The organism is Nocardia sp. MDA0666, assembly GCF_003023875.1.
Lineage (GTDB): Bacteria > Actinomycetota > Actinomycetes > Mycobacteriales > Mycobacteriaceae > Nocardia > Nocardia aobensis.
In genome coordinates, this window is sequence record NZ_PYHT01000033.1 from 1 (window position 1) to 26,919 (window position 26,919).

Genomic DNA, 26,919 nt, shown 5'->3' on the forward strand with positions numbered 1-26,919 from the left:
GTCGGAACCGGTGGCCCGGTACAAGCGGCCACGCCCGGTGCCGGGGCGGGTGCCGTTCCACCGCAACCGGCGGCCGGCGGGGCAGCGGGGGTTCCCTCTCCCGGCGCCGCCTGCTTGCTCGGATCCGCTTGCGCTGCACCGGAACCGGGAGCCGGCGGTGCCGACGTACCCGATCCGCCCGGCTTGCGCTGTCCCGGCTTCGTCCACGGCGTGCCCGGACTCGGCGGATTCTCACCGTCGTGTTCGGGCTCGGCATTCGACTCCGGTTCCGGGACCGGGTCGAGGCCGGTATGCCATACTTCCGCACTGGTCATGTTCCGCTCCCCAGGACCCGTTTCACTCGTACCCCGGCACCGCTGGGCATGCCGGTCTCCAGCACGCCGCCGGATATCGGGTCGGCGGTCACCACCGCAGACGGGCCGACCGCGATACCCACCCTGGTCGGCATATGCGACCGGTAGTCCCAGAACACCAGATCCCCGGCCGACACCCGGTCGGTTTCGACCCGCTGACCGCAAAGACCCTGGGCGGCAATGGTATCCGGCAGAACGACCACCGAGGAGACATCGGTCCCGGGGTTCTGCGCGGACTGTCCGCAACCGGCGGCCGCCGGCGCGGGCTCGGCTCCCGGGCGCCCCGCGCTCGCGGCCGGGTCACCGGGTGCCGCGCCCAGTACCCCGCAGCGGCCGGTGGTCCACACCGCCGATGCCTGATAGATCACGTTCTTCACCAGCGTGGCCGCCGCCATCGACTGTCCCACCTCCGCGAGCGCGATCTGCCTGGCGCAGTCGACCGCGGCACCGGCATTGGCCGTTCGCAGCGCCGGCAGTTGGTACGGCGCGGACTGCATCGCCGTCACACAATCGCGCTCCCATCCCGACACCTCGGAATCGTCGGGGGCGACGGTGATTTCGGCGAAGGGATTGGCGGTCGGAATATCCGACGGCTGGATCGTCTCGGTCGTTCCGGTGTTCGCGCTCGTATCGGTGGTGCTCTGCTCGTCCGGCCCCAGCGCACTGTCGCACTGGTACCGGAAATCCGCCGAGGCCGCCGACCCGGAGCTGTCGGTGGCGACCACCAGCACGGTGGCCAATCCGAACAGTGCCGCTACCACGAGCAGCCCGATCCACACCCACGCCGGGATCAACGAAAGGAGTATGAACCGACCCAGCATTGCGTACCTTCCGACCTCGTCCTACGGCTGCAGATATCTCGCGACCTCGGCCATTCGGCTCTGCCAGTTGGGGTTGGCGTTGTTCTGGCCCCTCGGGGCCACCGAGTTCCAAGGAGTTCCCTGAGCACCGCTGGCCCAGTGGTCGGTATTCACCGCGTCGAAGACCAGCGTTCTGAGGTCTCTGATCCGGTTGGCATCGGTCACATCCTCCATCAGATGTTCGGTCGCTTTCTGGATGTCCTTCGCGTGCTCGTTGCCGATCCACTGGCTCATTCGAGCCGCACGTTCGCGAGACAGCCTGCTGGTTCCGTTGATTCCGATTCTGAGCAGGTCCTGCGCACCTTTGTTGCTGGCGAGAGCCCCCGAAGTGAGGTCGTCACCATCGATAACGGCCTGCAGTGCCACCATCTTTTCTTTCGTGGGGTTCAGCATGTAATCCTTGACGAAATCCCGCTCGACGCCTGACGCCGCCCCACCATCCAAGGCGACACCGCCACGCTTGATCCGCCGGAACGCACGCGATGCCTGCTCCAGATTCGCGAAATCGGCGGCGGTTTCCACCGCATCGCCCTTCCCGTTGACGAGCAGACGCGCCGAGTTCTGGCTCCGGCGCAGCGCGGCGACCAGCAGGCTGAGGTCCTTGTCCGCCACACTCTCACTGCTGGCGTTGTCGGCGATGATCTTCCGGGACCGCCCGACGATGTGGCCCAGTCTGTCGTTCTTCAGCCCCGCACCGAGCATCGCGCCGTGCGAGTCGGCGATACCACCATCCGCGTCCAGCACGCCCTGAATCGCGCCGGCCATCCCGCGAATGGATTCGATTCCCCGGGAACCCCCGTATGCGCGTGCGCCTTTGCGCGCCTCCTGACTCAAGGCTTCCCACTTCGCCATGGACTGGACGTACCAGCCCCGCTTGCCGCCGAATCGCTTCTCGTCCACCCACGCGCCGGCCTGTGCTTCGGCCATCAACTTCTTCATCCTCGACTGCGGGTGAAAGCCGCCCGGAAGGGCGCCGAGCAACCATTCGGTCAGAGGCGAATTCGAGATGGTGCTCGCGCCGGCCATGACGGCCATCATCGTCCCGCTGCCCAACTTGTGGTGCGCGCCCATTTCGCCCATCCCCAGCGCATGGCCCCCGCCACCACCGCCACCGCCGCCGCCGCGCCCCGGGCTCTGGATGGCGAGCGCGAATCTGTTGGCCACCCATTCGTTTCCGCTGTCCAGGCTGGCGGTCAGCCGCTTGAACTGGAGGAGGCCGACGATCATGACGATGGCGCCGATGACGAACACCGACATCTCCTGGCCCTTGGCCTGCCGGAACAGATCTCCGAAGAACAGGAGATAGACCCCGAGCGCGATGATCTGGACGCACATGCGCACCGCGGACATCATGCCGTGCACGACCGCGCGCACGGTGAACGTCTGAGTCGGGCCGTAAACCAGTCCGCCACCGGCGAATCCGAAGATCGTCATGATTCCCCAGTACACCGAGTCCAGGGCCGACCAGATGATCTTGAGCGACAGGTAGGCGGCGAAGATGAGCAGGACCGTCGCGGTGATCAGCAGCAGTAGACCGGCGCCGATCTGCCCGAAGCTCGGGTTGTCGGCCGCGCGGGCGGCCGCCTGGTCCCCGCACGACTTCATCCCGTCCTTGATCTTGCCTTCGCTGCCCGACCGCACACCGGCCGACCAGGCCGCCGCGCATCCGGGCCGATCGTCGACGACGTGGCCGAAATTCCACACCTGCAATGGGCGGCGCGCGAAATTGTCGGCCATATCCTCCTGCAGGGTCGGCACCATGGCGGACGGATCGGGATTGCTGTTGCCGTTCAAGCCCGCCGAGACCGACAGTCCGACGTTGCGTCCCTCCGCCAGCAGCCCGTGTGAGGACAGCACCTCACCGAGCGGATCGGACAGATAGACCGGTCCGATCACCGCGACCACGAGCATCGTGAGCACTTGGACCACGGCCTTGGCGTGAAAACCGCGCTGGAAGAAGTAGGCGGCGAAGAAGGCACCGAAGGATGCGAAGGTCGCCAACATGATCGGCGTCGCCAGCTGCCCGGACAGGGCGTGCGCCACCCCGTTCAACGGCGCGCTGAAGACATTCAACCAGCCGAAGTCGAGCACCCAGCCGACCATCCAGGTCGGCAGTGTGACCAGCACCATGAAAAAGGCGAACAGCAGGCCGAGCACGATCGCCAGCCCGGTGTTGCCGGGGTGCAGGATGCCGCCGTGATTGGTCGCGTAGACGTAATCGGCGAGCGAAACACCGTAGGAGTCGCGAACTTTCGTCCAGCCCAGCGCGCTGTTGCCGCCCGGCCCCTCGGTCTCGGTCTCGACAGCCGCGGTGGCGACCGCGCCGACCACCATCGGGACGACCAGGAAGACCACCACGACGATCGCCGACCAGGTGATCCACCGGCGCCGCCGGGTCGAGGTCAGCCGGCGCCAGCAGCGGCGGGCGACCACGCGCGGTTGCCACTGCTCGGCGTCCCAGAACTCGAGCTGGCGGGAGGCGTCGAACAGTCGCGGACCGCGCCTGTCGAACAGTCGCGGACCGCGACGGCGGTCGGGAACGGTGCTAGAGGTACTCATCCGGACTTCCGCTCACACCGAAACCTGCCGGGCCACCGCCGACCGGCGCGCACCGGCTCCCGCGGTCTGCGGCGTACTGCCGATCGCCTCCGCGCGATCCGGCCGGGCCGGGCCGAAGACCTTTCCGCGGCCGATGCGGTTGAGCGCATCGCGCATGAACATCTCACCGCGGCGTTCGTCCGGCACGGTGCGTCCCGGCCCGCTGGGCGGTGAGGTCTCCTCTCGCAGCACCTGCAGCAGGAACGGAGTCTCCTCCAGGTCGACGCCCAGCCACTGCAAACTGTTGCGCGCCAGCGTTTCGTCGCGCTGCCGGAAGACGAAACGGTTGGGGATCAGATTGTGCGCCGCCCCCTGGAAGTCGGTGGCCGGATCGTGGGAGGCCAAACCGATGGCGGCCAGGTGCTTTCGGCCGTCGCGGCTGAAATCGGATGTGACGGCCGATCCGACGTGGGTCTGGGTGAAGTGGTGGGCCTCGTCCCCGACGAGAAGTCCGAACCGGCCGTTGTCGGACAGAAATGCTTCGCGCGCAGCGACTCCCACGAGTTCGTAGAGTGCGGTGCCCAGCCGCTTGGTCAGCGGCAGCCGGTTGTAGAGGTGCGGGGTGGTCAATTCCTCGGCGGTGGGCAGCGCCAGATTGTGGCTGCGCACCACGGTGGCGGCGGCATCGAGCCGCAGCACCGGCAGCGTCGGGTCGAACAGCACCGGAACCCGATCGAGAATGGTGCCCAGGCGCGCGGCCAGATCCGCGAATTCGTCACCGGCGCCGCTGTCGCGCAACCGGCAGACCACATCGTGCAGGTCCAGCATGCTGCGAATGCCGTGTTCGGCGATGCCGCGAGGCGTGAGCAGACTGCTCATCGCCGCGCCGGCGCCACTGGTCGGCGACAGATCCAGCAGCGGCAGAATGGAATCCAGGGTCCGCTCCCCCGCGACCCGGGGCGCGAACAATCGCAACGGGTCGAGGGAGACGGTCGGATTACTCAGATCGATGACGACGGCATTGTCGATGGAGGAGGCGAAGTACTCCCACTCCCCCACCTGACTGCGGTCGATGGCGAGGAACTGCCCGCCCATATCGTGCACGAGCACGGCCATCAGTTTCAGGAAATACGATTTGCCCGAACCCAATTCGCCGGTGACGGCGAACGAGGCGGACAGATCGTGCAGCGCCGCCTCCATGATCCCGAAATGAATCGGCTCGTAATTGCCCGAGAGCAGGTTCACCCCGATGACGGGCCCGCTGTCGTCACCGATCTGACTGGTGGTGAACGGTACGAAACCCGCCCACATATCCGAGGGCAGGATGTGCGCGAAGTCGTCGTAGGCGCGGCGGTGCGGACTGCCGGGAATCATCATCGACCACAGATCGACCTGTGCTCCCAGTGGTGCGGTCATCTCGACCTGGAAACGCTTGTAGCGCCGCTTGAGCGTGTTGACGGCGTCCATCGTGGTCTCGTGCGAGGAGCTGCCCACCGCGATCACCGTGGTGAACGACACCTCCGATTCACCGCTGTTGACCTCGAAGTGATGGTTGTACTCGGCGAGCATCGCCGCCTTGGACATCAGGGTGTTCTGCGCGAACGAGATCTCCTGGTCACGCTGATCCATCTGTTCGCCGAGGCGGCGCAGATTCAGTTCATTGCTCTTGAGTACGGATTCGGCCGGTTTGGTCGATACCCGCATCGCCCAGTCGACCGTGACGTCGTCCATTCCTTCGAGCACACCGAGGAATTCGCTGCCCCCGGGAAAAGGCATGCCGCCGTAGGGAAATGCGTGCGGGGTGAGCATGGCCTGATACGACGGGCGGAATTCGTAGTCGGGCTGCACGACCTTGATCACCGGTACGAACGACGGGCGCACGCGGCGGCTGCTGTCGGCCTGGGCCCCCTCGTCGAGGGCGGCGGAGCGAAACACCGCGGCGGTGGCGTCGTCGATCACTCCCGCACGGGTGGGCGCGACCGGATCACCCGCGGCGCCACGGGAGAGATAGTGCTCCCACATCCACTGGAATATCGCGGCCGGCACCGGAACCGGATCGAAGTCACCGCCGATGCGGGACAGGATCTCGTTGGCCTTCTCGTCGTATTGATCGAGCGCCTCTCGCGAAATCGACGAGACGTCGACCGCCGTCGACCCACTGCGCCACATCCGCGACAGCCCGGAGATCCCGGCGCCGGCATTGCCCACCGGAATGCTCAGCAGGAATATCCGCGTCTGCGGCAGGATCGCCTGCACCCGCTCGTAGGAGGCGACCACCTCGAGGGCGTAGTCCTCGCATTCGTCGAGATCCACGCCCTCGACCATTTTGCTCAGTACGTCCAGCGTATTGAGCCGGGCTTGAATGCCCAACAGCAGCGAACCGGCGGGCAGGCTGTTCACCAGCGCGTGGTGCGCCGATTTCACATTGTGCTTATCGCCCGACCGGCGCAGTCCGTAGCCGAGGGGATTGATGAAATAGGTGGCGGTCACCAGTCCGGCGTGGGTGAACTGGAGATTCCCGCGCACCGCCGCGGTCGGTTGTAGATCGCGAACGAATGCCATCAGCCACGCTCCCCCGCGGGCACACTGTCGTCGCTCATCTTCGCCAACGTCCTACTCCATCTGTCGAGCACATTCCCGGGCAGCGCACGGGTCCGCGGTGGTTGCGGCTCCACGGGGTCGGCCCGTCGATCGGGCAGGATCACCACGATGCTCTCCTCGACGTACATCGTGTGCCGCGCGGAGTCGGTGGTCACCGGAATTCCGGAGGCGGACACCGGCTTTCGAATCAGGATCAACCGTCCCACCCACATCACGCGGGAGGTCAGCCGCACGCCGGTGTACGGAATCAGGCCGATGCCGAACACCACGGCGACGGTCAGGGCCACCCCGATCAAGAAGGTCACCGCCGGGTTGATCGGCAGGGCCATCGCCAGGACCGAGGCGATCAGGATCACCACCACGCCGGAGATGATCTGCGGCAGGGTGTACGGCCCGAACGGAAGCTTCTGCCCGTTCTGGGCCTTGCCGATCATGATCGGGACACGTTTGATCGGCGTGTAGACCTTGATCAGCTCAGTGGCCATACACTCCGCCGACGGGCTGATCCGGCACGATCCGGTTGGAGTCCACCCGGGCGTAGTTCACCACGGTCGGCAGGATCCAGAACAGGATCGCCGCCACGATGGCCGACGCCGCGACGCCGAGCACCTTTCCGGGGGACAGTTTCGATTTCACCCCCTCGGAGATGAGCAGCGTCATACCCGCGATCGCGATGATGATGATGCCTGCCCAGCGCACGAATTGCAGGATGTTGAAGAGGATGTAGCCGAGTTGACTTCCCATGACGCCGTCCTTTCCGGATCAGTTCTGTGTCGCCGGTGGGACCGAGACCGCGGTCGACGGTGCGGTGGTCGGAGTGCCGGAAGCGGACGCCTTGGCGGAGTCCTGCGTCTGTGCGCCGGAGACGACCGCCATCGGGTTGCGCAGGGCCGGAAGGGCATCCATGGATTGCACCTGCCACTGTCCCGAGTTGCGGATCATCGTGAGCGGATAGGCCAGAGTGGGGGCGGCGCCGGCGCCGGCCTTCGGATTGATCGTGGCGAGCACTTTCGCCGAGCCCGCGCTCGCACCACAGCTCGCGTCCTCCGACGACACCGTGGTCGTCTCGACGGCCGTGTACGGGGCCGGTTGCAGGGCCGCGATCCCGGAGTTGGGCGTGACGTAGCGGGCCACGTCGCCGGAGCCGGTGAGGTAGGCGGCGAGGAATCCGGACGCTACCTGCGCCAGCGGAGTGTCGGTGCCGCAGGAGATCTCGTAGTTCAGCACCAGGTCGTTGCCGCGGCCGGGCGCGCCGACCGCCGACGGGAGTGCCAGCGCGCGGCGGCGGCCGTCGGGGGCGACCGAGACCGGCACGCGGTAGTACTCGCGAAGTCCGCCCGCCGCACCGGTTTTCGCGACGCGGACCGATACGGTCACCGCCCAGACGTCCATACTGCTGTTGCCGATACTGCGCGAGGCGAAGACGACGATCGGATCGGAGACCTGCCGTGGCGTGGACGGGAGCGTCATCTGCTGTGCGTCGACGAATTCGGCGAGCTTCTCCTGCTGCCCGTTCGTCGCCGACAGGTAGGTCACCACGAATTCCTGCGCGAACGATTCCGCCAATTGCGCATTTCCGACGATCGTGGTGGTCGTGGCGTCGGAAGGCCCCGGCGGCGGTGTGGCGAACCAGCTCAGTACCGCGTGCCCGCCACCGAGGACCGCCAGCACGGCGAGGACGGCGAATACGGCATTGTCGCGGCGGCGGCGAGCGGCCATCCGGCGAAGTAACTCCTCGCCCGAATCCGCCCGTCTGCCAGCCGATGTCCGCACTCTCGAAATGGTAGAGAGCTGCACCACGTTACCCGTTTCAGCTATTCCCCCGGATGGGAACTCGGCCGGCGATACCGGCGTGGGCGTCAATACACCGGGCTGCGATTCATGCGAAAGGCGAGCCGGTGCTGAAGTTGATCGTCGTAACCGATCGGCACCCGATGGTTCCGCGCCGCGAACGCCTCGCGATGCGGTTCCATCATCGGGACGTCGTCGGCGACCCGAACCAATTGCGCGATGGCCAGCTGCCGCGTCGAATATCCCGGATACGGATACAGCAGCATCGAGGTCGGTGTGTAGCCGCCGCCGTAATTGAGCGCTCGCACCGTCACTCCGGCCGTGTCCCCGGCCGCCAGCCGTCCGCTGAGTTCGATCAGCCGGCCACGGTCGTCGGGATGGAAGACGTCCACCGGACGGAACAGGTAGTCCCAGCGCATCCACGGCGCCGGATCGGTGAGCCAGTGCGAGATGCTGGTGTGCTCGAGTTCGATGACCGCCAGATGGGTTCCGGCTCGTCGATGCGCCTCGCGCAGTCCGACGCGCTCGAGCGTCGACCACGTCGCGGGCTGGTCGTCGGAGGACACATCCTCGATCAGCCACCACGCGCCGCGGGTGCGGTCGTCGTCGCGCGCGCGGATGGTGACCCGCCAGCGGCCGGGCCTGCCGGAGTTGTGCGGCACCGCCACGTCGAATTGCATCTTGGCGCCGGCCTTGGGCTCGTAGAGCAGATCGAGCACTTCCGAATGGCGATCGAAGGCCGTCATGCGGTGGAACACCTCGGCGATCGACATCCGGGGCACATATTCCTGCACGTCCACGCCGGGCAGTCGGGTGATCCCGCTGGGCTGCTGCACGGTCTGGGAGTCCAGATCCCAGATCGCGCCGACCGCGGGACGCGGCTCGGCGACCGTGGCCGCGGCCGGGCCGATCCACAGCCGCAGGCCGTGCACGTCGCCGGCCGGACCGAAGACCGGCCGCAGCTTCAGTTCGTGTTGTCCGGCCCGGGTCGGGATCCGCAGATCCACCTCCTCGGCCCGGTCCCGTGCCGAATACAGCGCATCGGCAAGCCGCGCGGTGGTGAGGCTGTCGTATACCGCCGGCATCTTCGTCAGCACCCGCTGCACGACTCGCTGCCAGCTCGCGAACTCACGCGGCGTCTCCCCCACCGATGCCACCGTCATCACGTCCGGCATCAACGTCTCAATGGTTATCCATGGGATTACTGCGTCGCTTCGCATCGCGCTCGCCCGTACCAGCCGTTCCTCCGGGGGATCTGACTCCGACGAGTCAGCTCGTTACCTGTTTAATGTACCGTTAGATAGCGGTTCAATCAACAGGTTTCGGCATTTCCGCAGGTAGCAGGTGAGCCGACCGAAGGCATAACAAACCGACCGGAGCACTTCATCCCACCATAGGACGGAAGACGCTCCGGTATCGGCTCTTCGGTACGAGTACGGTTCGATTCAGCCGCCGGCCATGATGCCGAGCACTCCGGCACCGGCCAGTACGCCGATGTCGTCGATCTCCGACGGGATCACCCGCAGCCCGGTGAGAAAGCCGATACGGGCGTGCGTCGCCACTGCCGCGTTCAACGGTTTCCACAGCGCCGGACCGGCTTTGGACACCGTGCCGCCCAGCACCACCAGGTCGAAGTCGAGCAGGGGCGCCACCGAGGCGATGGCCCGGCCCAGTGCCGTGCCCGCCCGCTGCAAGCCCTCGGTCGCCACGGAATCCCCGTCCGCCGCCGCGGCGTTCAGTTCGGCCACGGTCGTGCCGCCGAAGCCCTGGGCCCGCGCCCAGCGAAGCAGCGACCGCCCACCGGCCACGGCCTCGACACAGCCACGACCACCGCATTCACAGGGGTCGTCGAAGCCCGGAACGAGCACGTGGCCGAAATGTCCCGCATTGCCGGTGCGCCCGACGACGGAGAACCCGCCGACCGATACGCCCGCGGCGATCCGGTCGGAGACCAGCACCGACAGCGCGTCCATGACGTCACTGGTGGCCCCGAAGTTGCGCTCGGCCAGCGACATACACACCCCGTCGAGGCCGATCTGCACATTCGCCGCCGGGAACAGTTTGCCCACCGCTTGCGTCAGCGCGAAACCGGTTCGCCACTCGGGTATCTCGACGGGCGCCACCACACCGGCGGACATGTCGATCGGGCCCGGCGAGGCGATTCCGACGGCGGTGACGTCCTGGCCCTCGGCCGCCTCGACGAGCAGGTCGCGGCACACTTCCCAGGTGCCGGCGGCCGGTATCGGAACGCGGCGGACGTCGTCTTCCTCGACATCGTCGGCCACCCGGCACGCCGCGAAGCCGTCCGCACCGATCTGCAGAGCCAGAACCGTCATTCAGTCACCCACCGCCACAATCGTTTCCATCCATCGGCGCGTTCGTCACGCGCCGATCCCGGTCGGCCGCAGCCGATGCCCGAGCACGATACGCCGCCGCGGTGTGGGCGGCGCGGGTTCGGCACAGACCGGCCGCGCGCCGGTACGGATGATGCGCAGCGGGCGTTTGTGGTCGATCGGCGCGGTGCGGTGGCGGTCCAGGTTCTCCACGATCTTGCCCGCGCTGTCGTAGGCGACTCCGGCCCAGATCATCGCGCGGGGGCCGTCCCCGCGCGTGATGAGAGTCTGTGCGAGCTGGGAACATTCGGTCAGCAGCGGGCAGCCGGAACAGATCCGCACTGCGGCGCGCCAGGATTCGGGGTTGCCCACGTCGAGATCCCAGTCGTCGGGGCCGTCCGCACAGGGGGGCCGGTGCGCGGAGCGCACCGTCGCCGACGGCGCGGGTAGAGGTGAAAGTGCGGTCGGCACAGGGGATCCGAGGGGAAGCCGACGCGAGTGGATTGTGCTCATTTCCGTCTCCGGGGATGCCGAGGACACACGTGTGCAATCACCGTGTGGTTCGCAGACGTGGCCCATGGTCGGGCGGGCATCGGGGCTGCTCAACAGTCCCCGGCAACCAGCAGCGAACTGCTGTACTCGGCACGTTAACCCACGATTTGGCTGTCAGCAACCACTTCCGCCGCTATTTAACGGCACATTGACCAAGTCGTTGCACGGATGTATCGTCACTTAACGGGACGTTTTTGTACGGTCCGTTTTTCTACGGGGTAAGTTGTGATTTCCTAAGAGGTATGGCTGTGCACTCGGAGTACACGATCGACGAGCTGGCGCGGGCAGCAGACACCACCGTGCGCAGTGTCCGCGTGTACCACGAACGGGGGTTGTTGCCGTCACCGGAAGTCCGGGGCCGCATCGGCTACTACGGATCCGATCACCTGGAGCGACTGCACACGATCAGCCGGCTGCTCAGCCGGGGTATGAAGCTCAACGGAATCCGTGAACTGCTCGAGGCCTGGGATCGTGGCGACGGGCTCGCCGATGTCCTCGGGGTCAGCGACGCTCCGGGCGAGCGCGAACCCGCTGCCGCACAGGAGAAGCCGAACAACGACGATCCGCTCGCGGATCTGCCCGACTACGTCAAACAGGCACTGGCCGGCAGTTCCGACCCCCTGGAGGCCTACCGGGTCGCCAATCCGCGCTGCGGCGACCTCGCCGCGCGCCTGATCGACAGCGGGGTGCCCGACACCACCGCCTTCCAACTCGTCGAGCGGCTGCGCGGGGACTGCAACCAGATAGCCGACCGCTACGCCACCGAATTGTTCTACTGCCTGGCCGGGCAGGCCTACGAGCGCTCACAGCGCGACAGCAAGGACCGCGCGCGGCTGGAAACCGAGGTGGCCATCGCCCGTCTGATCGTCACCCGCGCCGCCTCCGAGCTCATCGACCAGGCCTTCGCCCGGCACGCGGAACTGCCCGCACCCAACGAGGCTGCCCGATAAGTCCGGTTGTTCGCCGTGCCCGTCGCACCGGGCCGGTAGGCTCTGGGAATGCGCAGGCCTCTCGTCCCGCGGCGGGTTCGCGGAATCAATACGCTGGATCGGCGACTGGTCGACCGGAGCGCGCGGTTGCGGCCGAGTGCCGCCGATACCGTTCTGCGCTCGCTGAGCCACGCCGCCAATGCCAATCGACTGTGGATCGCGGCGGGCGTGGGTGCCATCGCCTTCGGGACCACGCCTGCGCGCCGTGCCGGGGCCCGCGGACTCGTCGCCGTCGGCATCGCGAGCGGGCTGGCCAACGGCGTCGGCAAACCACTGTTCCCGCGGCGCCGCCCCCCCGCCGAGGCGGTGCCGCAGATGCGGCGCCTGATCTCGCCGCCGATCTCCTCGTCGTTCCCCTCCGGCCACGCCGCCTCGGCGGCGGCCTTCGTCACCGGAGTGGCGCAGGAATCACCGGCGCTGGCGGTCGCCGTGGCGCCGGTGGCGGCGGCGGTCGCATATTCGCGGGTCCACGTGGGCGTGCACTGGCCCACCGACGTGCTCGCCGGCGCGGCACTCGGCGCCGCCGTCGCGGTCGGCACCAGGCGATGGTGGGCGGTGCGTCGCGACGAACCCGCGACGGTCGGCCCGGCCCAGCGGATCGAACCGCTGATCGGCGGCGAGGGCCTGCTGTTGGTCGCGAATCCGAATGCCGGTAGCGGCGACGGCGGCGGACTGCTGGCCGATCTGATCCGGAAGCTGCCGGAGGCGGTTCTGCTCGAACTCGGCGACGATGTCGACTTGGACGCCGAGATCGACGCCCGGGTGCGATCCGGTTCGATTCGCGCGCTCGGCGTTCTGGGCGGGGACGGCACGGTCTCGGCGGTCGCGGAAGCGGCTGTGCGACACGGGCTCCCGCTGGCCGTCTTCCCGGGCGGCACCCTGAACCATTTCGCCCGCGACGTGGGTGTCGAGGATATCGCCGCCACCGTCATCGCCCTCTCCTCCGGTCAACTGGCGCTGGCCGACACCGCGCGGGTGCGGCTGGACGACGGCAGCGAACGCACGCTGGTGAACACCGCCAGCCTGGGCGGTTATCCGGATTTCGTCCGGCTGCGCGAACGCTGGGAACATCGCATCGGCAAATGGCCGGCCGCCGCGGTGGCGATGGTCTGCGTGCTCGTGCGCGCCCAGCCGCTGCGCGCCACCATCGACGGCGAGCCGGCCTCGGTGTGGATGTTGTTCGTGGGCAACGGAACCTATCGCCCCGGCGACCAAGTGCCCACGGCCCGAACCGATCTGCACGGGGCGGGACTCGATATCCGGTATCTGCGGGCGGATCGGCGGTTCTCGCGGGCGCGGCTGATCTGGGCCTCGCTCACGGGAACCCTCGGTGATTCGCCCACCTACGTCCATCGGCGTGCGGACAAGTTGCGGGTACGCGTGGACGGACCGCCGATTTCGCTGGCCACCGACGGCGAAGTCGACACGCGCGGTGCGTCTTTCGATTTCATCGGCGATCCGGCGACACTGCCGGTATTCCGGGTTGCCGACCGTGATTCGGGGCCCCGCCCCTAGCCCGCACCGGAGACTGCGCCGAGAAGAAGTACACACCTCATGGTATGAAATCCCTAGTTTTCACATGACGGAGGTGTCGGATCGTGACGCAGGCCAATCCCATGACGGTCGAATCGGCCGAGGCCGCTCTGGCGCGGCTGACCGCACACGATCGCGGCGTGCTCACCGATCTGGTGTGCCGGGTCGACAAAGCCGCCGCCGGCACCGCCGCCGCGGCCCGGTCGCGGAAGGCGCCGGTCCTGGACGAGGTGGTGCGCTTCCTGGTCGATCGGCATCTGCTGCTGACCCACTTCAATTGGGGCGCTTGGGAAGAAGGGCAGCAGGTGATCCAGCGCCGCGACCGCGCGGTGCTGGCGACCTGCACGGCCCAGCAGTGCCTGCAATACCTCACCCTGCTGGTCCGCGCGGACCGCTTCACCGAGGGCACGCTGGCCTCGGCCTTCGAGTCGGGGCTGATGCAGGCGCTCCTGCACCGTCTGCATCAGCACACCTACCCGCACGCGGGACGTTAACCCTCGGCCAGCGCGCGCACCCGGGCGAGGACGTCGGGATAGCGCTTCAGATGCGCGCCGCCGTTGAGATCGATGGCCGCACCGGTCATCCAGCTCGCCCGGTCGGAGGCCAGGAAGGCCGCCATCTCGGCGATCTCCTCGGGTCGGCCGCTGCGCCCGAGCGGGGTGTTCTCGAGGTATTCCTCGGTCAACCCCGGCACATACGCGATACCGGCGACCAGCGGGGTTTCGACCAGGCCCGGACTGATCGCGTTCACCCGGATGCCGCGCTCGGCCAACTCCAGCGCCGCGACCTCCACCAGCATCAGCACACCCGCCTTGGCCGAACAGTAACCGGCCATTCCGGTGCCGGGCTGGCGGCCGTTGAGGGAGGCGACGCAGGTGATGGATCCGCCGTCGGCGAGGTGGCGGCCCGCGTATTTGATCGCCAGGAAGGATCCGGTGAGGCAGACGTCGACGGTCGTCTTCCAGTGTGCCAGTTCGAGTTCGGTGATCGGTCCGGGCAGTGACAGACCGGCGCAGTTCACCACCGCGTGGAGGTCGCCGCTCGCGTCGAAGCCGGCGGCCACCGAGGCCTCGTCGGTGACGTCGAGCGCCACCGCGCTCGCCGCACCGCCGATCTCGGCCGCCACCGTCCGTGCCGCCTCGAGATTCACATCGGCGACCACGACGCGAAAACCGTCGCGCGCGAACGCATGTCCGGTGGCGCGGCCGATGCCCGAACCGCCGCCGATCACCATCGCGCCCCGTGTGCCCGCAGGGGTTTCGGGCAGGTTCGCCGCGTCGCCGGGTGTGCTCATCGCCGCGCCTCCCGGGTGGTCGCGCGCTGCGCGGCGAGATGGCGGGTCAGGAAGTGCACCTGATGGTCGACGGCGGGTTCGAACCAGTCGTTGCCGGCGAAGATGTCGAAGTGGTCGCACGGATAGTGGCGCACCTCGGCACGTGCGGCGAAGGCGGCCTTGGCCGCCGCATGGGCCGGCGCGGCCCGGTCGAAGTCGGCGATCTGCATCAGCACCCGCGCGGTGATGCGCGCGGCTCGCCGATCGGCGCGGTAGTTGCCCAGTTCCAGCCCGATCGCCGCGTCGACCTCGTTGCGCCAGGTAGGACCGGCCAGTGCGGTATAGCTCTCGTAATAGCCGTCGGCGGTCAGGGCGGCATGTTCGCCGGGCCTGCCGACCAGCGGCATCATCACCCGATTGCCACCGAAGCGGCCGGCCAGAGCGCTGCGCACACTCGACACCGTGGATTTCGCGAGCGCCGCCGCGCCGACCTGCGCGAAAGCGACTCGGCCCGCGGCCAATCCGTTCACCAGCGGCACCAGAGCCACCACCGCGCAGATGTCGGAGCGATCCGCGGAGACGGTGAGGGCATGGCCACCGGACAGTGAGATGCCCCATGCCACCAGACGATTCGGATCCACACCGGGCTGTCGTGCGGCCGCGGACAGTGCGGCGCGGTAGTCCTCGGCCTGCGCGGCCATCGAGACCCGCTGCCGCGGTTCACCGGCGGAGGCGCCGAAACCCCGGTAGTCGAAGGCGAAGACGGCGAGTCCGGCGGCGGCGAGGCGCTGCGCGAACGGTTCCAGCCCGGAATCCTTCGTCCCACCGAATCCGTGTGCCATCACCACGACCGGGCGGCCCTCGGGACCGTCGAACGGGCCGTCCGCCGCGCCCTCGAAAAACCACGCGTCACAGGTAGTTCCGCCGGAGGTGAAGTCGATCTGCCGATACGTCGTCACTGCGCCACTCCTACCGGTCGGTCCGCCTCCGCCACTCGCGCCCACGGCGGTGGCCCCGACAGCCGCGCCCGCTCGGCGCCGGCCGGAATCTCGCGCGCCCGCATATCGTGTTCGTAGAGGAAGTAGTCCACCTGCTGGGTGTGCCGGGCGCTGGGCACCATATGGCCGGTGTAGTGCTGCTGTTCGGCGACGATCACCCGCCGCATCTCGTCCGCGGACGGCAACCGGTAGCGGCCCACCGCGTACGCTCCGATCAACCGCGCCTGACATTCGACGAACGGGAACAGAGTCGGAGTGGACTGGGCGAATCCGGCGAAGGCCAGATCCTCGATTCCGGGCAGGAACATCCGCTTGTACAGATCGATCTTGTTGCCCGGAGCGCTGATGAACTCCGGGTCGAAGAACGGGAAGGTGATGTTGTAGCCGGTGGCGTAGATGATGATGTCGAAATCGTCGGCGGTGCCGTCCGCGAAATGCACGGTGGCGCCGTCGAATCGGTCGATATTCGGTTTCGGGATCACATCGCCCGAACCCAGCCGCAGCGGCAGTTCCACCGACTGGGTCGGATGCGCCTCGAAAAATTTGTGATTCGGCTTGGGCAGGCCGTAATTCTCCGGCCGCCCCGCCGTCAGCGGCTGTCCCCACTGCGCGACCTTGCGCTGCCAGGAGAACGGGATGTACGGGCTGGTGCGGTAATACTTGTCGGCCGGCTTACCGGCGATGTATTTCGGCACGATCCAGGCGCCGGAGCGGGTGGACAGCGTCAGCTTGTTGCCCAGCGCCTTCGACGACAGCTCCACCGCGATATCGGCGGCACTGTTACCCAGTCCGACCACCAGGATGCGCTGATCGGAGAAGTCCATCGGGGTGCGCGGGTCGATGTAGTGGTGGGCGTGCATGGTGCGGCCGGTGAATTCGCCCGGGAATTGCGGATAGCGCGGATCCCAGTGATGGCCGTTGGCGACGACCAGGAAATCGAAGTGGCGCACCTCGTTTCGCTGGGTGCGCAACTCCCAGCCGCCACCCGGCAGGCGCCGCGCGTGTTCCACACCGTTGCCGAATTCGATGGAACGGTAGAGATCGAAGGCGGCGCAGTAATCATCGAGATACTGCTTGATCTGGGTGTGGTGCGGGAAGTCCGGGAATTCCTCTGGCATCGGGAAGTCGCGGAACGACAGCTGATGTTTCGAGGTGTCGATGTGCAGGGAGCGATATGCGCTGCTGTGCCCGTTCGGATTGCCGAAGGCCCAGTTGCCGCCGACTCGATCCGAGGATTCGAAGCACACATACGGCACCCCGTAGTCGCCGAGCATCTTGCCGGCGGTCAGACCGCTGATTCCGGCGCCGATGACCGCGGTACGCGGTTGATACATCACCACTCCTTTCACGCCGTGGGGCGTGTAGACAGATTCTTGATAGTGTCTACTAGTAGACACATTCTCAGATCTGTCCACACATTGCTAGGGTTTTCCCGAAACCGGTCGACAGCGGACCGGTGCGGGTGTGCGGCGAAAGGGGCGGCGGATGAGCGAGACGACAACCACGACGGTGGTCGATCGGCTCTTGGAAGCGACACAGAAGTTACTGGCCGCCAAGGGAATTCGGGCCACCACCATGATGGAGGTGGCCGAGGAGGCGGGCGTCTCGCGCGCCTGGCTGTACCGGCACTTCCCGGACAAACCCGCGCTGATCGGCGCCGCGATCGTGCGGCTCACCGACACCTGGTGGAACGACGCGCGCGCCGAACTCGACCGCATCGATACCTTCGCCGAACAACTCACCATCGGCGTGCGCATCGGCCGCGGCGCCTACGACGACCCGGGCGCGCTGCTCATGCGCCTGCGCTCCTCCGAACCCGAGGAGTTCGCGGCGTGCGCCGGCGCCGGCGTCACCGCCCTCGTCCCCGCGCTGGCCGCGTTCTGGCGCCCCTACATCGACCGCGCCGCCGAGCGCGGCGAAGTACACCCCGGCCACGACCTGGGCGAAGTCGCCGAGTGGGTGGCCCGGATCCTGATCAGCCTCGGCACCGTTCCCGGCGACACCATCGACCCCGACGATCCCGCCGCGGTGTCGCATCACCTGGACACCTACCTGCTGCCCGCTCTGCGCCACGCCCCCGCCGGTACTTCTCAGCGGAGCCGCCGTACGACCTGACCAGGGCCGCCGGCGCTGTCGCGCCCACTTCACGCCATTCGGCTCATACCGCCGAATGGAAAATGGAAATCATTTCCGTTAGTGTCTGATCTCGCTCCATCGAGCGCTGCGCAGAACACAGAACGGAACAGAGATCAGATGAACAAGATCACCCGCATGACCGTCACCGCGATGACGGTGGTGGGAGCCCTGGGCGCCGGTTCGGCCATCGCATCGGCCGCGCCCACGGCGGCAGATCACGTCCTGAGCACCGAGATCATGCCGGGCGTGCAGTACACCAGCTCCACCGCGGATCAGTCCGTGGTGATCGAGACCGGCACGGCCACGCTCGTCGCGGCGGGCGGGCAATTCCAGGTGCGCGACGCCTCCGGCGCCACGGTCGCCGGCGTAACCGCCTTCCCGACCGAGCCGAAGGCACTGACCGCCGTCCACGCCGCACCAGAGGTGCGGGCAGCGGCACGCGCGGCGACGCCGGAACTGCACCTCGAGAACATCGACGGCGATCCGCAGACCGAGCGTTTCGATGCGGCGATTCAGGCCGCTATCAACGAGTTCGGTCTGGCTACCAGCGTCGGAACGATGACCGGTGGTCTCATCGGCCTGGCGGTCGGCTGCGGAGTCGGCGCCGTAGCGGGCGCGGTATTCGGCGCGCCCGTCCTCGACGCCGCCGGACTCACCCTCATCGCCGGCTGCCTGGCCGGAGCGGGCGTCCTGGGCGGTATGGGCGCCATCCTCGGCGCCGCGCTCCTCGGCGTCCCCGTCGGCATCGCCTCCGCAATCAAGTTCCAGCACACCATGAACCAGCCCTACGAACAGCACACCCACGACAGCGAGAGCAACTGAACGCGAATCGGGCCCCGCGATCGATCGCGGGGCCCGATTTCGTCGTCAGCTGGCGGGCTGGGTCAGGTCGTAGACCGTCGTGCCGCCCACTGTTATTGCGGTGTAATGGGATTCGACCCAGCTGGTGATCTCGCTCGCGCTGCCGGAGCCACCACCCGGACCACCGCCGCCACCGGGTCCGCCGCCCGCGAAGAAGTAGTGGATGTCACCGTTGTTCACGTACTGCTGGAATTGGGCCAGCGTGGGCGAGTTGTCGCTGCCGGTGAAGCCGCCGATCGCCATGATCGATGTGCCGGTGGACAATTCGAGGCTGCCCGCGGATTGGGAGCCGACCGTGGCGGCCGCCCAGCGGTTGGTCGCACTCTTGAGCAGTTCCTGCAGGGCGGTGTTGTCGGAGTTGCCTCCGCCGGGAGGCGTGCCGCCGAACCCACCCATGCCGTGGCCGCTGCTGGGCCCGGAGGTCGGAATCGACCCGCTGTGGGGGGTCGCCGCGGTTTCCAGGGCGTAGGCGGTGGTGCCGGCGAAGCCGAACAGCAGTCCGGCCGCGGCGACCACCACGGTCATCGTGCCGAGGGCGTGCGCGCCGGCGATGAGGATCGCCGCGACCACGATCGAACCGACCAGCACGATCCAGCGAAGCGCCGGATACCAGTCGGGTGTGCGATCCAGCAGGACGAAGTTCCACACGCCGGTCGCCGCCGGCATCAGACCCAATGCCGCACGTGCCGAACGGAATTCACGTCCACGCCACAGCTCCACCACGGCGATGCCGACCAGCGCGGCGATCGCCGGCGCCAGGGCCACGGTGTAGTAGGGGTGAATGGTGCCCTGCATGAAGCTGAAGACCACGCCGGTGACCAGCAGCCAGCCGCCCCAGAGGAGCAGGCTCGCGCGGACGCGTCCGGTGCGGGGTGTGCGCCGGGTGAACCACAGGCCGGCCACCAGCCCGATCAGCGCCGCCGGGAGCAGCCACGAGATCTCGGTGCCCATCGAGTCACCGAACAGGCGGGTGATGCCGGTGCTGCCACCGAATCCGGTATTGCCGCCCCCACCGGGGCCACCGCCGTTGCCTTCGCCACCCATCACACGACCGAGGCCGTTGTAGCCCAGGGCGAGTTCGAGCAGGCTGTTGTCGGTGGAGCCGCCGATGTAGGGGCGCGAATCGGCCGGCCACAAGCTCACCAGTGCGACGAACCAGCCGCCCGAAATTATCAGCGCGACAACGGCTCCCAGGAGTTTCAGAATCCGGGCGCGCAGTGCGATCGGCGCGGCGACGAGGAACACCAGGCCCAGCGCGGGCAGCACCAGGAATGCCTGCATCATCTTGGTGAGGAAGCCGAAACCGACCGCCACCCCGGCCGCCGCCAGCCAGCGGCCACTGCCCTTCTCGGTGGCGCGGACGGTGCAATAGGCCGCCGCGACGAGCAGCAGCACCAGCAGGGCGTCCGGGTTGTCGAAGCGGAACATCAGCGCCGCGACGGGGGTCAGCGCGAGCGCCGCACCCGCGATCAGCCCGGCCGCCGGACCGCTCCAGCGCCGCACCGCCCCGTACACCAGCCCGACCGACGCCACACCCATCAGCGCCTGCGGCAGCAGCAGCGAGAAGGAACTGAATCCGAGCAGCCGCCCGGACAATCCCATCACCCACAGCGCGGCGGGTGGTTTGTCGACGGTGATGGCGTTACCGGAGTCGAGCGATCCGAACAGCAGCGCCTTCCAGCTCTGCGTGCCCGCCTGCACGGCGGCGGCATAGAAGTCGTTGGCCCATCCGGACGCACTCAGACCCCACAGGTACAGGAACGCGGTCGCGACGAGCAGCACCAGCAATCCGGGCCGCGCCCATCGCGGCTGGTCGGATGGGCCCGACAGGAGAGTTCCCCATTTCGCGGTCTGCGGTGGCGATCCGGTCGGCTCGGCCTGCCGACGCGGCGCCTCTGTGATCGTCATACGGTTCTCCTCCGCCTCGCTCGCCGGGCTGTCTGCCGCGGCCGTTGCATCGAGGATCGCGCCCCGAGGTGGGCCGGCTCTTTGCCGAAGCTATGCGCGGACTGTGAGACGACATCCTTGACCTCAACTATGGTTGAGGTAAGAGAGTTGTCGCATGACCACTTCGATCGACACAGTGACGCAATGGGTCGAGCAGCACGCTCGTCCGCTCTCCGCATCGGACCCCGAGCAGCCGCTCACCGCCCCGGCGGCACTGCGTCAACTGATCGGCGCCGCACGCGTCGTCGCCCTGGGGGCCGCGACCCGCGACACCCACGAGCTGTCCGTCACCGCCCACCGGCTGCTGCGATTCCTCGTGGCACACGCGGGATTTCGCAGCCTCGTCCTGGAAGGCGACGATGCGACCAGCGCCGCGCTCGACGAGTACGTGCGCACCGGGGCCGGCGACCCACGCGCGCTGCTGACCGAGGCGCGATCGTTCTGGCGGACCGAGGAGATACTCGAGGTCGTCGCCTGGATACGCCGATACAACGGGCAGCACCCGGACGATCCGGTTCGTATCGCCCATCCGGAGCCCGAGGGCCGGGTCACAGCGGAATCCGGCGACCTCGGCGAGATCGAAAGAATGCTGGCGGACAATGTGATTCGCTGGCACGAGGACACCGGACACAAGATCGTGTACTGGGGCGGAACGACGCATACGGTCGCGGCGGCCGCACGAAACGTGCTCCTCGGTGAGCACCGGGTCACCCATCGCAGCGCGGGCGGCCATCTCCGACAGTATTTCGGCTCCGGCTATCTGTCCGTCGGCCTGACATTCGACCACGGCTCGACCACGCACACCTTCCCCTCCCCACCGGCCGACTTCGCCGAAGCCGTACTCGGCCGCGTCGATCCGGACGCCTATCTGCTGGATCTACGCACCCCGGGCCCGGACTCGGTGCGAGCCTGGCTCACCGAGCCCGCGAAGACTCGCGTGATCGGGCCCGTGTACGACCCGGAGAACGATGATGCGTTCCACCTCTCGGGCGGATCCCTCGCCGAATGGTTCGACCTCGTCGTCCACCACCGAACGGTGACGTCCATTCGGCCACTCTGGTCCCCTCGTGGATGAGGCGGTCGTGGCGGTGCCCTGATCCATCCTGACCTGCAGGGCCGGACCGACCGCCACATTCCGAGCTGGGGTTACGGACTCACCTGTTACGCCGCAGGGCCGAGCGAGATGTCGAGGCGCTGGCCGACAGCGGTGGCCAACCGCTCGAGCATGTCCAGAGTGGGCATGCGGCCGCCGCCTTCGATTCGGGCGATGGTCGGTTGCGTGGTTCCCATGCGGCGCGCGAGTTCCGTCTGTGTCAAACCTGCCGCAGCGCGGGCATCGTAGAACAGTTCGGCCAAGCGCAGCGCCAGACCGGCGCGTTCGTAGGCCTCGTCGTATTCGGCGCGCTGATCGGGAGTCATCTTCCCGAGACGATCATCGACCAGGTCTCGATAGTTCACATTCTTCATCGGTCTCTCTCCTTGCTGTCGCGGTAGCGCTCCAGCGCACGCCGCGCACGCGCCACCTCGCGAGACTCGTTCTGCCTTTGCTTACGGAAGGTTGTCAGGGTGATCACCTTTTCGCCCTCATCGAAGGTGTAGGTGATTCTGCGATTGACGGTTTCCAACACGAACCGAAGTTCGTGCAATTTTCGGCCGAGATACTTCGCGTGCGGCATCCGCAACATGGGTCCCTCGGTGGCAAGGAGATCGAGCTTCCGCTGAGCGGTTGCGAAGTCCGCATCGGTGAGCGATGCCAACCATTCGGCCACTTCCTCGGACAGCTCGATCCGCCACAGAGTCCGCAAGTATATCGCTGCAGGAATATTCCTGCAGCGATATACCGGCAGGTAAATCCCTACTCCAGACCGTGCCCCCTACTCGGCGGGTGCGGTCAGGTCGTAGACCGTGACTCCGTCGATCGTCCGGGCGGTGAAGGTCTCGGCTACCCAGGTGGCGATCTCGGAGGCGGCCTGGCTGCCGCCGCTGGAGGCGCCGCGCATTCCCGCCATACCTTCACCGCCGATGAAGTAGTGGATCTTGTGCTGGGCCACGTACTGCTGGAACTGCGCGAGGGTCGGGGACGGGTCGGTGCCGTTGAAACCGCCGACGGCCATGACCGGGTCGCCGGTCGCCAGTTGGTAGGCGGCGGCGCTGTTGGAGCCGACCGCGGCCGCTACCCAGGTGTAGGCGTCGGCGTTGTCGCTCAGTGCCGCAGACAGATTCGAGCCGACGGTGATACCGCCGAGGAGCCCGCCCATCGGTCCGCCGGCATGCGCGGTCGCACCGCTCGTCGTGGATTGCCCACCGGGCGCACCACCCGGCGGCATCCCACCGAAGCGCCCGCTGGACGGCCCGGCGGACGGGATCGCCCCGGTGTGCGGAGTCGACGCGGTCGCCACCGCGTATGCGGTCGGTCCCGCCAGTCCGGCGGCCAGCGCGACGGCCACCACCGCCGCACCGAGTGTCCGCGGCAACCGGGAGACGACCAGCAGCAGCGCCGCCGCGCCCACACCGACCACCGCGATGACGGGACGCAGCCACGGATTCCACTCACCGGTGCGCGCCAGCAGGATGCAGGCCAGGACGGTCGTCACCACCAGCGTTCCCGACAGTACGGCGGTCGCGCGAAGGTCGTTGCGCCGCAACCATAGTTGCCGGGCACCGATCGCCACACTGCCGGCGACGGCCGGGGCCAGCGCCACCGTGTAATAGGGGTGCAGGATGCCGCTCGCGAAGCTGAAGATCCCGCCGGTGAGCACCAGCCAGCCCAGCCACAGCAGCAACGCCGCGCGCGTCGGGTCGGTGCGGGGTGCGCGACGGGTGAGCCACAGACCGGCCGCACCGAGGATCAGCGCCGCGGGGATCAGCCAGGAGATCTGGCCGCCCATTTCGGAGCCGAACAACCGCGCCCAGCCGACGTCGTGGTTCATATTGCCCAGACCACCGACCTCGTCTCCGGTGAGCCGGCCGAAACCGTTGTAGCCCAACGCTAATTCGATCACGCTGTTGTGCTGGGAACCGCCGATGAAGGGTCGTGAGGAGGCAGGCCACAGCGCGACGACGGCCAGATGCCAGCCCGCGGACACCACCATCGCGAGCACGGCCAGTACGGAGCGGACGACCCTGGTTTTCCACGGCACCTGCGCCGCAAGCAGATACACCACCGCGAACACCGGCAGCACGATGAACGCCTGCATCATCTTCGCCAGGAATCCGAATCCGACGGCCACCCCGGCCAACGGCAACCACCATGCGGCACTGTCCTTTTCGATGGATCGCAGCACGCAGTAGGCGGCGGCGGTCAGCAACAGCACGAGCAGGGCATCCGGATTGTCGAAGCGGAACATCAGCGCCGCGGCCGGCATCAGCGCCAGCACCGCGCCGGCCAGGATGCCGGGCCAGTGCCCGGCGACCCGCCGCACCCCCGCGTACAGCACGGCGACGGCGGCCACGCCCTCCAGCGCCTGCGGCACCAGCAGACTCCACGAGTTGAAACCGAAGAGGCGCGCGGAGATGTCCATGACCCACAGCGCGCCGGGCGTCTTGTCCACGGTGATCGCGTTGGCGGCATCGCTGGATCCGAACAGCATCGCCTTCCAGCTCTGCGATCCGGCCTGTACGGCCGCGGCATAGAACTCGTTGGCCCAGCCACCGGCGCCGAGATTCCACACGTACAGCAACGCGGTAGCCGCCAGCAGCGCCACCAGCGACAGCTGCCGCCACCGCGGGCTCCCGGTCCGCGTCGGTGGCGGTTCGGTCACCGCGACCGGAGGCGTGTCCAGCACAGTCGTCGTCATACGTCGATCCTCATCGACCGAGGTGGTTGCCGCCTGGGGCTTCGCTGTGTGCCGGCTGTGAGATCCGATCCGGCAGCCGGACGGTGAAGACGGTATGCCCCGGGGCACTGTCGAGGCTGATCGTGCCGCCGTGCGATTTCACCACCGCCGCGACGATCGCCAAACCCAGACCGCTGCTTCCGGCCCGCCGCGAGCGTGAGGAATCGCCGCGCGCGAACCGCTCGAACACCTCCGGTTGCAGCGCCGCGGGGATGCCGGGGCCGTTGTCGGCGACTTGCCAGATCGCGCCTCCTCCGACCTCGCGCTGCAGCGAGACCGTGACCGTGGTGCCGGGTCCGGTATGCACCCGCGCGTTGGCGAGCAGATTGGCCAGCACCTGATGCAGGCGCGCCGCATCACCGGTGACGACGACCGGTTCGTCCGGCAGATCCAGATCCCACCGGTGGTTCGGGCCCGCGATATGGGCGTCGCTCACCGCGTCGACGGTCAGGCGCGTCACATCCACCGGCTCGTGTTCGAGGCCACGCCCGGAATCCAGCCGGGCCAGCAGCAACATGTCCTCGACCAGCGCCGTCATCCGCCGCGATTCCGAATCCACCCGGCTCATCGCATTGGCGACGTCGCCGGGCACCTCGGCCCGTTTCCGTTGTGCCAGTTCGGCGTAGCCGCGGATCGCGGCCAGTGGGGTGCGCAGTTCGTGACTGGCGTCGGCGAGGAACTGCCGCACCCGCGTCTCACTGGCGTGGCGGGCCGACAGCGCGCTGTCGATGTGATCGAGCATGCGGTTGACCGCGGAGCCGAGCTGTCCGACCTCGGTGCGCGGATCGGCGTCGTCGGCCGGAACCCGCACCGGCAACTCCACCTCGCCCCGATCGAGTTGCAGATCGGCCACCCGGGAGGCGGTGGCGGCCACCCGGTCCAGCGGCGCGAGTGCGCGGCGGATCACCCAGATGCCCACGGTGATCGCGATGACGAACACCACCGCGGTGACCACCACCAGGATCAGCAGGACCCGCATCAGCGTGGCGTGCACCGCGGTCAACGGCATACCGGTCACCACCGTTGCCCCCGACCAGGTCGAATTCGCGACCACGCGATACGAGCCCTGCCCGTCGAGGTCGACGGTGACGGGAGTGCCGTCCGACGACACCTCGGCCAGCTGCCGCTGGGCGGTCGCCGACAGGCGCGTCTGGGTTCCGTCGGCATCGATTTTGGCGGCGGTGATCTCGGTGCCGTCGATACTGGCACCGACGGTATCGGCCTGGATGCCGCGGCGGTCCAGGAAATCCGGTCCCGGACCGCCGTGGTTCGGCGGCGGCGGCCGGTTGTCGTGGTCCTGAGCGCCGGGCGGCGGACCCAGACTCGGACCACCACCGGCCTCGCCGAGGGAACGCTTCTGCACATCGACCAACTCGGTGTCGAGCTGATGCACGAGAAACTGCTGTAGCGCGAATTCCGTTGCGGCGCCGATACCTACGACCACGACCACCAGCAACAGCAATTGCCCGACGAGCAGTCGCGCGCGCAGCGACCAGCCGCGTGCCGACCACCACCGGCGGGTCCGCGGCACGGCGTCAGCCGGCGGGTTTGAGGACATATCCGGCGCCGCGCAGCGTGTGGATCATCGGTTCGCGTCCGCTGTCGATCTTCTTGCGCAGATAGGAGACATAGAGCTCGACGATGTTGGAGCGTCCGCCGAAGTCGTAGCTCCAGACCCGGTCCAGGATCTGCGCCTTGCTCAGCACGCGGCGGGGGTTGCGCATGAAATAGCGCAGCAGTTCGAATTCCGTGGACGTCAGGGTGATCGGTTCGCCCGCGCGGGTCACCTCGTGGCTGTCCTCGTCGAGCATCAGATCACCCACCACGATCTGAGCGTCGTTGTCGACGGTGGTGATGCCGGTGCGGCGCAGCAGCGCGCGCAGGCGCAGGACGACCTCCTCGATGCTGAACGGTTTGGTGACGTAGTCGTCGCCGCCGGCGGTGAGCCCGGCGATGCGGTCCTCGACCGAATCCTTCGCGGTCAGCAGCAGCACCGGCAGATACGGTAGATCACGGCGCAGCTTCGCGAGCACCTCGAGGCCCGTCATATCGGGCAGCATCACGTCGAGAACCACCACATCGGGCCGGTTCTCGCGGGCGGCGGTGACCGCGGTGCGCCCGTCGGCAGCGGTGACGACCTGCCAGCCCTCGTAGCGCAGCGCCATCGACACCATTTCCGCGAGCACCGGTTCGTCGTCGACGACGAGGACGGTCACGGGGCTGCCGTCCGCGCGGCGCATCACGACGCGCTCGGCCGGGGTGTTCGTGGTGGTCATGACCCCAGTCTGGGAACGGCTGCTATGCGTCCGCTGTGCCGT

General features: G+C 67.8%; 24 protein-coding genes and 1 pseudogene. 6 read left to right on the top strand and 19 right to left on the bottom strand.

Going from position 1 to position 26,919, the window contains the following annotated elements; all coding sequences use genetic code 11:
* From C8258_RS33435 to C8258_RS29700, 10 genes and pseudogenes are all read right to left on the bottom strand, one after another.
* A pseudogene (locus C8258_RS33435) lies at positions 1 to 314 on the bottom strand (hypothetical protein); the annotation flags it as partial.
* Complete coding sequence (locus C8258_RS29660; RefSeq protein WP_146161362.1) at positions 311 to 1,147, bottom strand: hypothetical protein; 837 nt, start codon at positions 1,145 to 1,147, stop codon at positions 311 to 313. The pseudogene C8258_RS33435 and the gene C8258_RS29660, both read right to left, overlap by 4 nt.
* A 48-nt stretch (positions 1,148 to 1,195) precedes the next feature.
* Positions 1,196 to 3,772: a hypothetical protein gene (locus tag C8258_RS29665; RefSeq protein ID WP_106957963.1), complete on the bottom strand. Its 2,577-nt coding sequence runs from the start codon at positions 3,770 to 3,772 to the stop codon at positions 1,196 to 1,198.
* Between the two features lie 12 nt (positions 3,773 to 3,784).
* Positions 3,785 to 6,313 carry an ATP-binding protein gene (locus C8258_RS29670; RefSeq protein WP_106957964.1) on the bottom strand — a complete coding sequence of 843 codons (2,529 nt, stop codon included), beginning with the start codon at positions 6,311 to 6,313 and terminating at the stop codon, positions 3,785 to 3,787.
* On the bottom strand, positions 6,313 to 6,837 hold the full coding sequence (locus tag C8258_RS29675; RefSeq protein ID WP_199195895.1) for a hypothetical protein: 525 nt from the start codon (positions 6,835 to 6,837) through the stop codon (positions 6,313 to 6,315). Before C8258_RS29675 ends, C8258_RS29670 begins: the two co-directional genes overlap by 1 nt.
* The gene (locus C8258_RS29680; RefSeq protein WP_036509625.1) at positions 6,827 to 7,096 is read right to left on the bottom strand and encodes a hypothetical protein; all 270 of its coding nucleotides are present in this window, start codon (positions 7,094 to 7,096) and stop codon (positions 6,827 to 6,829) included. Before C8258_RS29680 ends, C8258_RS29675 begins: the two co-directional genes overlap by 11 nt.
* 18 nt (positions 7,097 to 7,114) lie before the next feature.
* Complete coding sequence (locus C8258_RS29685; protein ID WP_233225429.1) at positions 7,115 to 8,125, bottom strand: conjugal transfer protein; 1,011 nt, start codon at positions 8,123 to 8,125, stop codon at positions 7,115 to 7,117.
* 86 nt (positions 8,126 to 8,211) lie between these two features.
* Positions 8,212 to 9,363, bottom strand: a complete 1,152-nt coding sequence (locus C8258_RS29690) for a GAF domain-containing protein (RefSeq protein WP_255420476.1) — start codon at positions 9,361 to 9,363, stop codon at positions 8,212 to 8,214.
* Between the two features lie 225 nt (positions 9,364 to 9,588).
* Positions 9,589 to 10,479 carry an ROK family protein gene (locus C8258_RS29695; RefSeq protein ID WP_106957966.1) on the bottom strand — a complete coding sequence of 297 codons (891 nt, stop codon included), beginning with the start codon at positions 10,477 to 10,479 and terminating at the stop codon, positions 9,589 to 9,591.
* A gap of 45 nt (positions 10,480 to 10,524) precedes the next feature.
* Entirely contained in the window at positions 10,525 to 10,947 is a 423-nt protein-coding gene (locus C8258_RS29700; protein ID WP_146161363.1) for a hypothetical protein, read from the bottom strand.
* A 323-nt stretch (positions 10,948 to 11,270) separates the two neighbouring features.
* Between C8258_RS29700 and C8258_RS29705 the strand changes: the two genes are divergently transcribed.
* The 3 genes from C8258_RS29705 to C8258_RS29715 all read left to right on the top strand — a co-directional run bounded on the left by C8258_RS29705 (position 11,271) and on the right by C8258_RS29715 (position 14,044).
* On the top strand, positions 11,271 to 11,978 hold the full coding sequence (locus tag C8258_RS29705; protein ID WP_106957967.1) for a MerR family transcriptional regulator: 708 nt from the start codon (positions 11,271 to 11,273) through the stop codon (positions 11,976 to 11,978).
* A gap of 48 nt (positions 11,979 to 12,026) precedes the next feature.
* Positions 12,027 to 13,532 (top strand): phosphatase PAP2 family protein, encoded by a 1,506-nt coding sequence (locus tag C8258_RS29710; RefSeq protein ID WP_106957968.1) that lies wholly within the window; start codon positions 12,027 to 12,029, stop codon positions 13,530 to 13,532.
* A gap of 83 nt (positions 13,533 to 13,615) precedes the next feature.
* A complete protein-coding gene (locus tag C8258_RS29715) occupies positions 13,616 to 14,044 on the top strand; it encodes a DUF6508 domain-containing protein (RefSeq protein WP_146161364.1) in 429 nt (142 codons plus the stop codon).
* On the opposite strand, the gene C8258_RS29720 is transcribed toward C8258_RS29715, so the two are convergent.
* From C8258_RS29720 to C8258_RS29730, 3 genes are read right to left on the bottom strand one after another with little or no spacing between them, the layout of a single operon-like run.
* On the bottom strand, positions 14,041 to 14,784 hold the full coding sequence (locus C8258_RS29720; RefSeq protein ID WP_106957996.1) for an SDR family NAD(P)-dependent oxidoreductase: 744 nt from the start codon (positions 14,782 to 14,784) through the stop codon (positions 14,041 to 14,043). The genes C8258_RS29715 and C8258_RS29720 overlap by 4 nt on opposite strands.
* A 56-nt stretch (positions 14,785 to 14,840) precedes the next feature.
* On the bottom strand, positions 14,841 to 15,782 hold the full coding sequence (locus tag C8258_RS29725; protein WP_199195896.1) for an alpha/beta hydrolase: 942 nt from the start codon (positions 15,780 to 15,782) through the stop codon (positions 14,841 to 14,843).
* Positions 15,779 to 17,155 (bottom strand): NAD(P)/FAD-dependent oxidoreductase, encoded by a 1,377-nt coding sequence (locus tag C8258_RS29730; RefSeq protein WP_106957998.1) that lies wholly within the window; start codon positions 17,153 to 17,155, stop codon positions 15,779 to 15,781. The genes C8258_RS29725 and C8258_RS29730 overlap by 4 nt, the downstream gene beginning before the upstream one ends.
* Positions 17,156 to 17,306: 151 nt before the next feature.
* Here C8258_RS29730 and C8258_RS29735 point away from each other — a divergent pair, with 151 nt between their 5' ends.
* Together C8258_RS29735 and C8258_RS29740 are read left to right on the top strand one after the other, a co-directional pair.
* Positions 17,307 to 17,936, top strand: a complete 630-nt coding sequence (locus tag C8258_RS29735) for a TetR/AcrR family transcriptional regulator (protein ID WP_106957970.1) — start codon at positions 17,307 to 17,309, stop codon at positions 17,934 to 17,936.
* 138 nt (positions 17,937 to 18,074) lie between these two features.
* Positions 18,075 to 18,779: a hypothetical protein gene (locus C8258_RS29740; protein ID WP_106957971.1), complete on the top strand. Its 705-nt coding sequence runs from the start codon at positions 18,075 to 18,077 to the stop codon at positions 18,777 to 18,779.
* A 45-nt stretch (positions 18,780 to 18,824) separates the two neighbouring features.
* Here the strand turns inward: C8258_RS29740 and C8258_RS29745 are convergent, their stop codons facing one another.
* On the bottom strand, positions 18,825 to 20,726 hold the full coding sequence (locus C8258_RS29745; protein WP_106957972.1) for a glycosyltransferase family 39 protein: 1,902 nt from the start codon (positions 20,724 to 20,726) through the stop codon (positions 18,825 to 18,827).
* Positions 20,727 to 20,880: 154 nt separating this feature from the next.
* Here C8258_RS29745 and C8258_RS29750 point away from each other — a divergent pair, with 154 nt between their 5' ends.
* Positions 20,881 to 21,840 carry an erythromycin esterase family protein gene (locus tag C8258_RS29750; protein WP_106957973.1) on the top strand — a complete coding sequence of 320 codons (960 nt, stop codon included), beginning with the start codon at positions 20,881 to 20,883 and terminating at the stop codon, positions 21,838 to 21,840.
* Between the two features lie 86 nt (positions 21,841 to 21,926).
* Here C8258_RS29750 and C8258_RS29755 read toward each other — a convergent pair whose 3' ends face one another.
* From C8258_RS29755 to C8258_RS29775, 5 genes are all read right to left on the bottom strand, one after another.
* The gene (locus tag C8258_RS29755) at positions 21,927 to 22,232 is read right to left on the bottom strand and encodes a helix-turn-helix domain-containing protein (RefSeq protein ID WP_094027775.1); all 306 of its coding nucleotides are present in this window, start codon (positions 22,230 to 22,232) and stop codon (positions 21,927 to 21,929) included.
* Positions 22,229 to 22,534 carry a type II toxin-antitoxin system RelE/ParE family toxin gene (locus tag C8258_RS29760; RefSeq protein ID WP_233225431.1) on the bottom strand — a complete coding sequence of 102 codons (306 nt, stop codon included), beginning with the start codon at positions 22,532 to 22,534 and terminating at the stop codon, positions 22,229 to 22,231. Before C8258_RS29760 ends, C8258_RS29755 begins: the two co-directional genes overlap by 4 nt.
* Before the next feature lie 105 nt (positions 22,535 to 22,639).
* Positions 22,640 to 24,562 (bottom strand): glycosyltransferase family 39 protein, encoded by a 1,923-nt coding sequence (locus C8258_RS29765; RefSeq protein ID WP_106957975.1) that lies wholly within the window; start codon positions 24,560 to 24,562, stop codon positions 22,640 to 22,642.
* A 10-nt stretch (positions 24,563 to 24,572) separates the two neighbouring features.
* Positions 24,573 to 26,159 (bottom strand): cell wall metabolism sensor histidine kinase WalK, encoded by a 1,587-nt coding sequence (locus C8258_RS29770; protein WP_106957976.1) that lies wholly within the window; start codon positions 26,157 to 26,159, stop codon positions 24,573 to 24,575.
* On the bottom strand, positions 26,137 to 26,841 hold the full coding sequence (locus tag C8258_RS29775; protein ID WP_062963626.1) for a response regulator transcription factor: 705 nt from the start codon (positions 26,839 to 26,841) through the stop codon (positions 26,137 to 26,139). The genes C8258_RS29770 and C8258_RS29775 overlap by 23 nt, the downstream gene beginning before the upstream one ends.
* Between the last annotated feature and the right edge of the window lie 78 nt (positions 26,842 to 26,919).

Bases quoted from the DNA above. Each gene is read 5' to 3' on its own strand.
- C8258_RS29665 (WP_106957963.1), bottom strand. From the start codon at position 3,772: ATGAGTACCTCTAGCACCGTTCCCGACCGCCGTCGCGGTCCGCGACTG.
- C8258_RS29670 (WP_106957964.1), bottom strand. From the start codon at position 6,313: ATGGCATTCGTTCGCGATCTACAACCGACCGCGGCGGTGCGCGGGAAT.
- C8258_RS29675 (WP_199195895.1), bottom strand. From the start codon at position 6,837: ATGGCCACTGAGCTGATCAAGGTCTACACGCCGATCAAACGTGTCCCG.
- C8258_RS29680 (WP_036509625.1), bottom strand. From the start codon at position 7,096: ATGGGAAGTCAACTCGGCTACATCCTCTTCAACATCCTGCAATTCGTG.
- C8258_RS29690 (WP_255420476.1), bottom strand. From the start codon at position 9,363: ATGCGAAGCGACGCAGTAATCCCATGGATAACCATTGAGACGTTGATG.
- C8258_RS29695 (WP_106957966.1), bottom strand. From the start codon at position 10,479: ATGACGGTTCTGGCTCTGCAGATCGGTGCGGACGGCTTCGCGGCGTGC.
- C8258_RS29705 (WP_106957967.1), top strand. From the start codon at position 11,271: ATGGCTGTGCACTCGGAGTACACGATCGACGAGCTGGCGCGGGCAGCA.
- C8258_RS29710 (WP_106957968.1), top strand. From the start codon at position 12,027: ATGCGCAGGCCTCTCGTCCCGCGGCGGGTTCGCGGAATCAATACGCTG.
- C8258_RS29720 (WP_106957996.1), bottom strand. From the start codon at position 14,784: ATGGTGATCGGCGGCGGTTCGGGCATCGGCCGCGCCACCGGACATGCG.
- C8258_RS29730 (WP_106957998.1), bottom strand. From the start codon at position 17,155: ATGTATCAACCGCGTACCGCGGTCATCGGCGCCGGAATCAGCGGTCTG.
- C8258_RS29735 (WP_106957970.1), top strand. From the start codon at position 17,307: ATGAGCGAGACGACAACCACGACGGTGGTCGATCGGCTCTTGGAAGCG.
- C8258_RS29740 (WP_106957971.1), top strand. From the start codon at position 18,075: ATGAACAAGATCACCCGCATGACCGTCACCGCGATGACGGTGGTGGGA.
- C8258_RS29745 (WP_106957972.1), bottom strand. From the start codon at position 20,726: ATGACGATCACAGAGGCGCCGCGTCGGCAGGCCGAGCCGACCGGATCG.
- C8258_RS29750 (WP_106957973.1), top strand. From the start codon at position 20,881: ATGACCACTTCGATCGACACAGTGACGCAATGGGTCGAGCAGCACGCT.
- C8258_RS29755 (WP_094027775.1), bottom strand. From the start codon at position 22,232: ATGAAGAATGTGAACTATCGAGACCTGGTCGATGATCGTCTCGGGAAG.
- C8258_RS29765 (WP_106957975.1), bottom strand. From the start codon at position 24,562: ATGACGACGACTGTGCTGGACACGCCTCCGGTCGCGGTGACCGAACCG.
- C8258_RS29770 (WP_106957976.1), bottom strand. From the start codon at position 26,159: ATGTCCTCAAACCCGCCGGCTGACGCCGTGCCGCGGACCCGCCGGTGG.
- C8258_RS29775 (WP_062963626.1), bottom strand. From the start codon at position 26,841: ATGCGCCGCGCGGACGGCAGCCCCGTGACCGTCCTCGTCGTCGACGAC.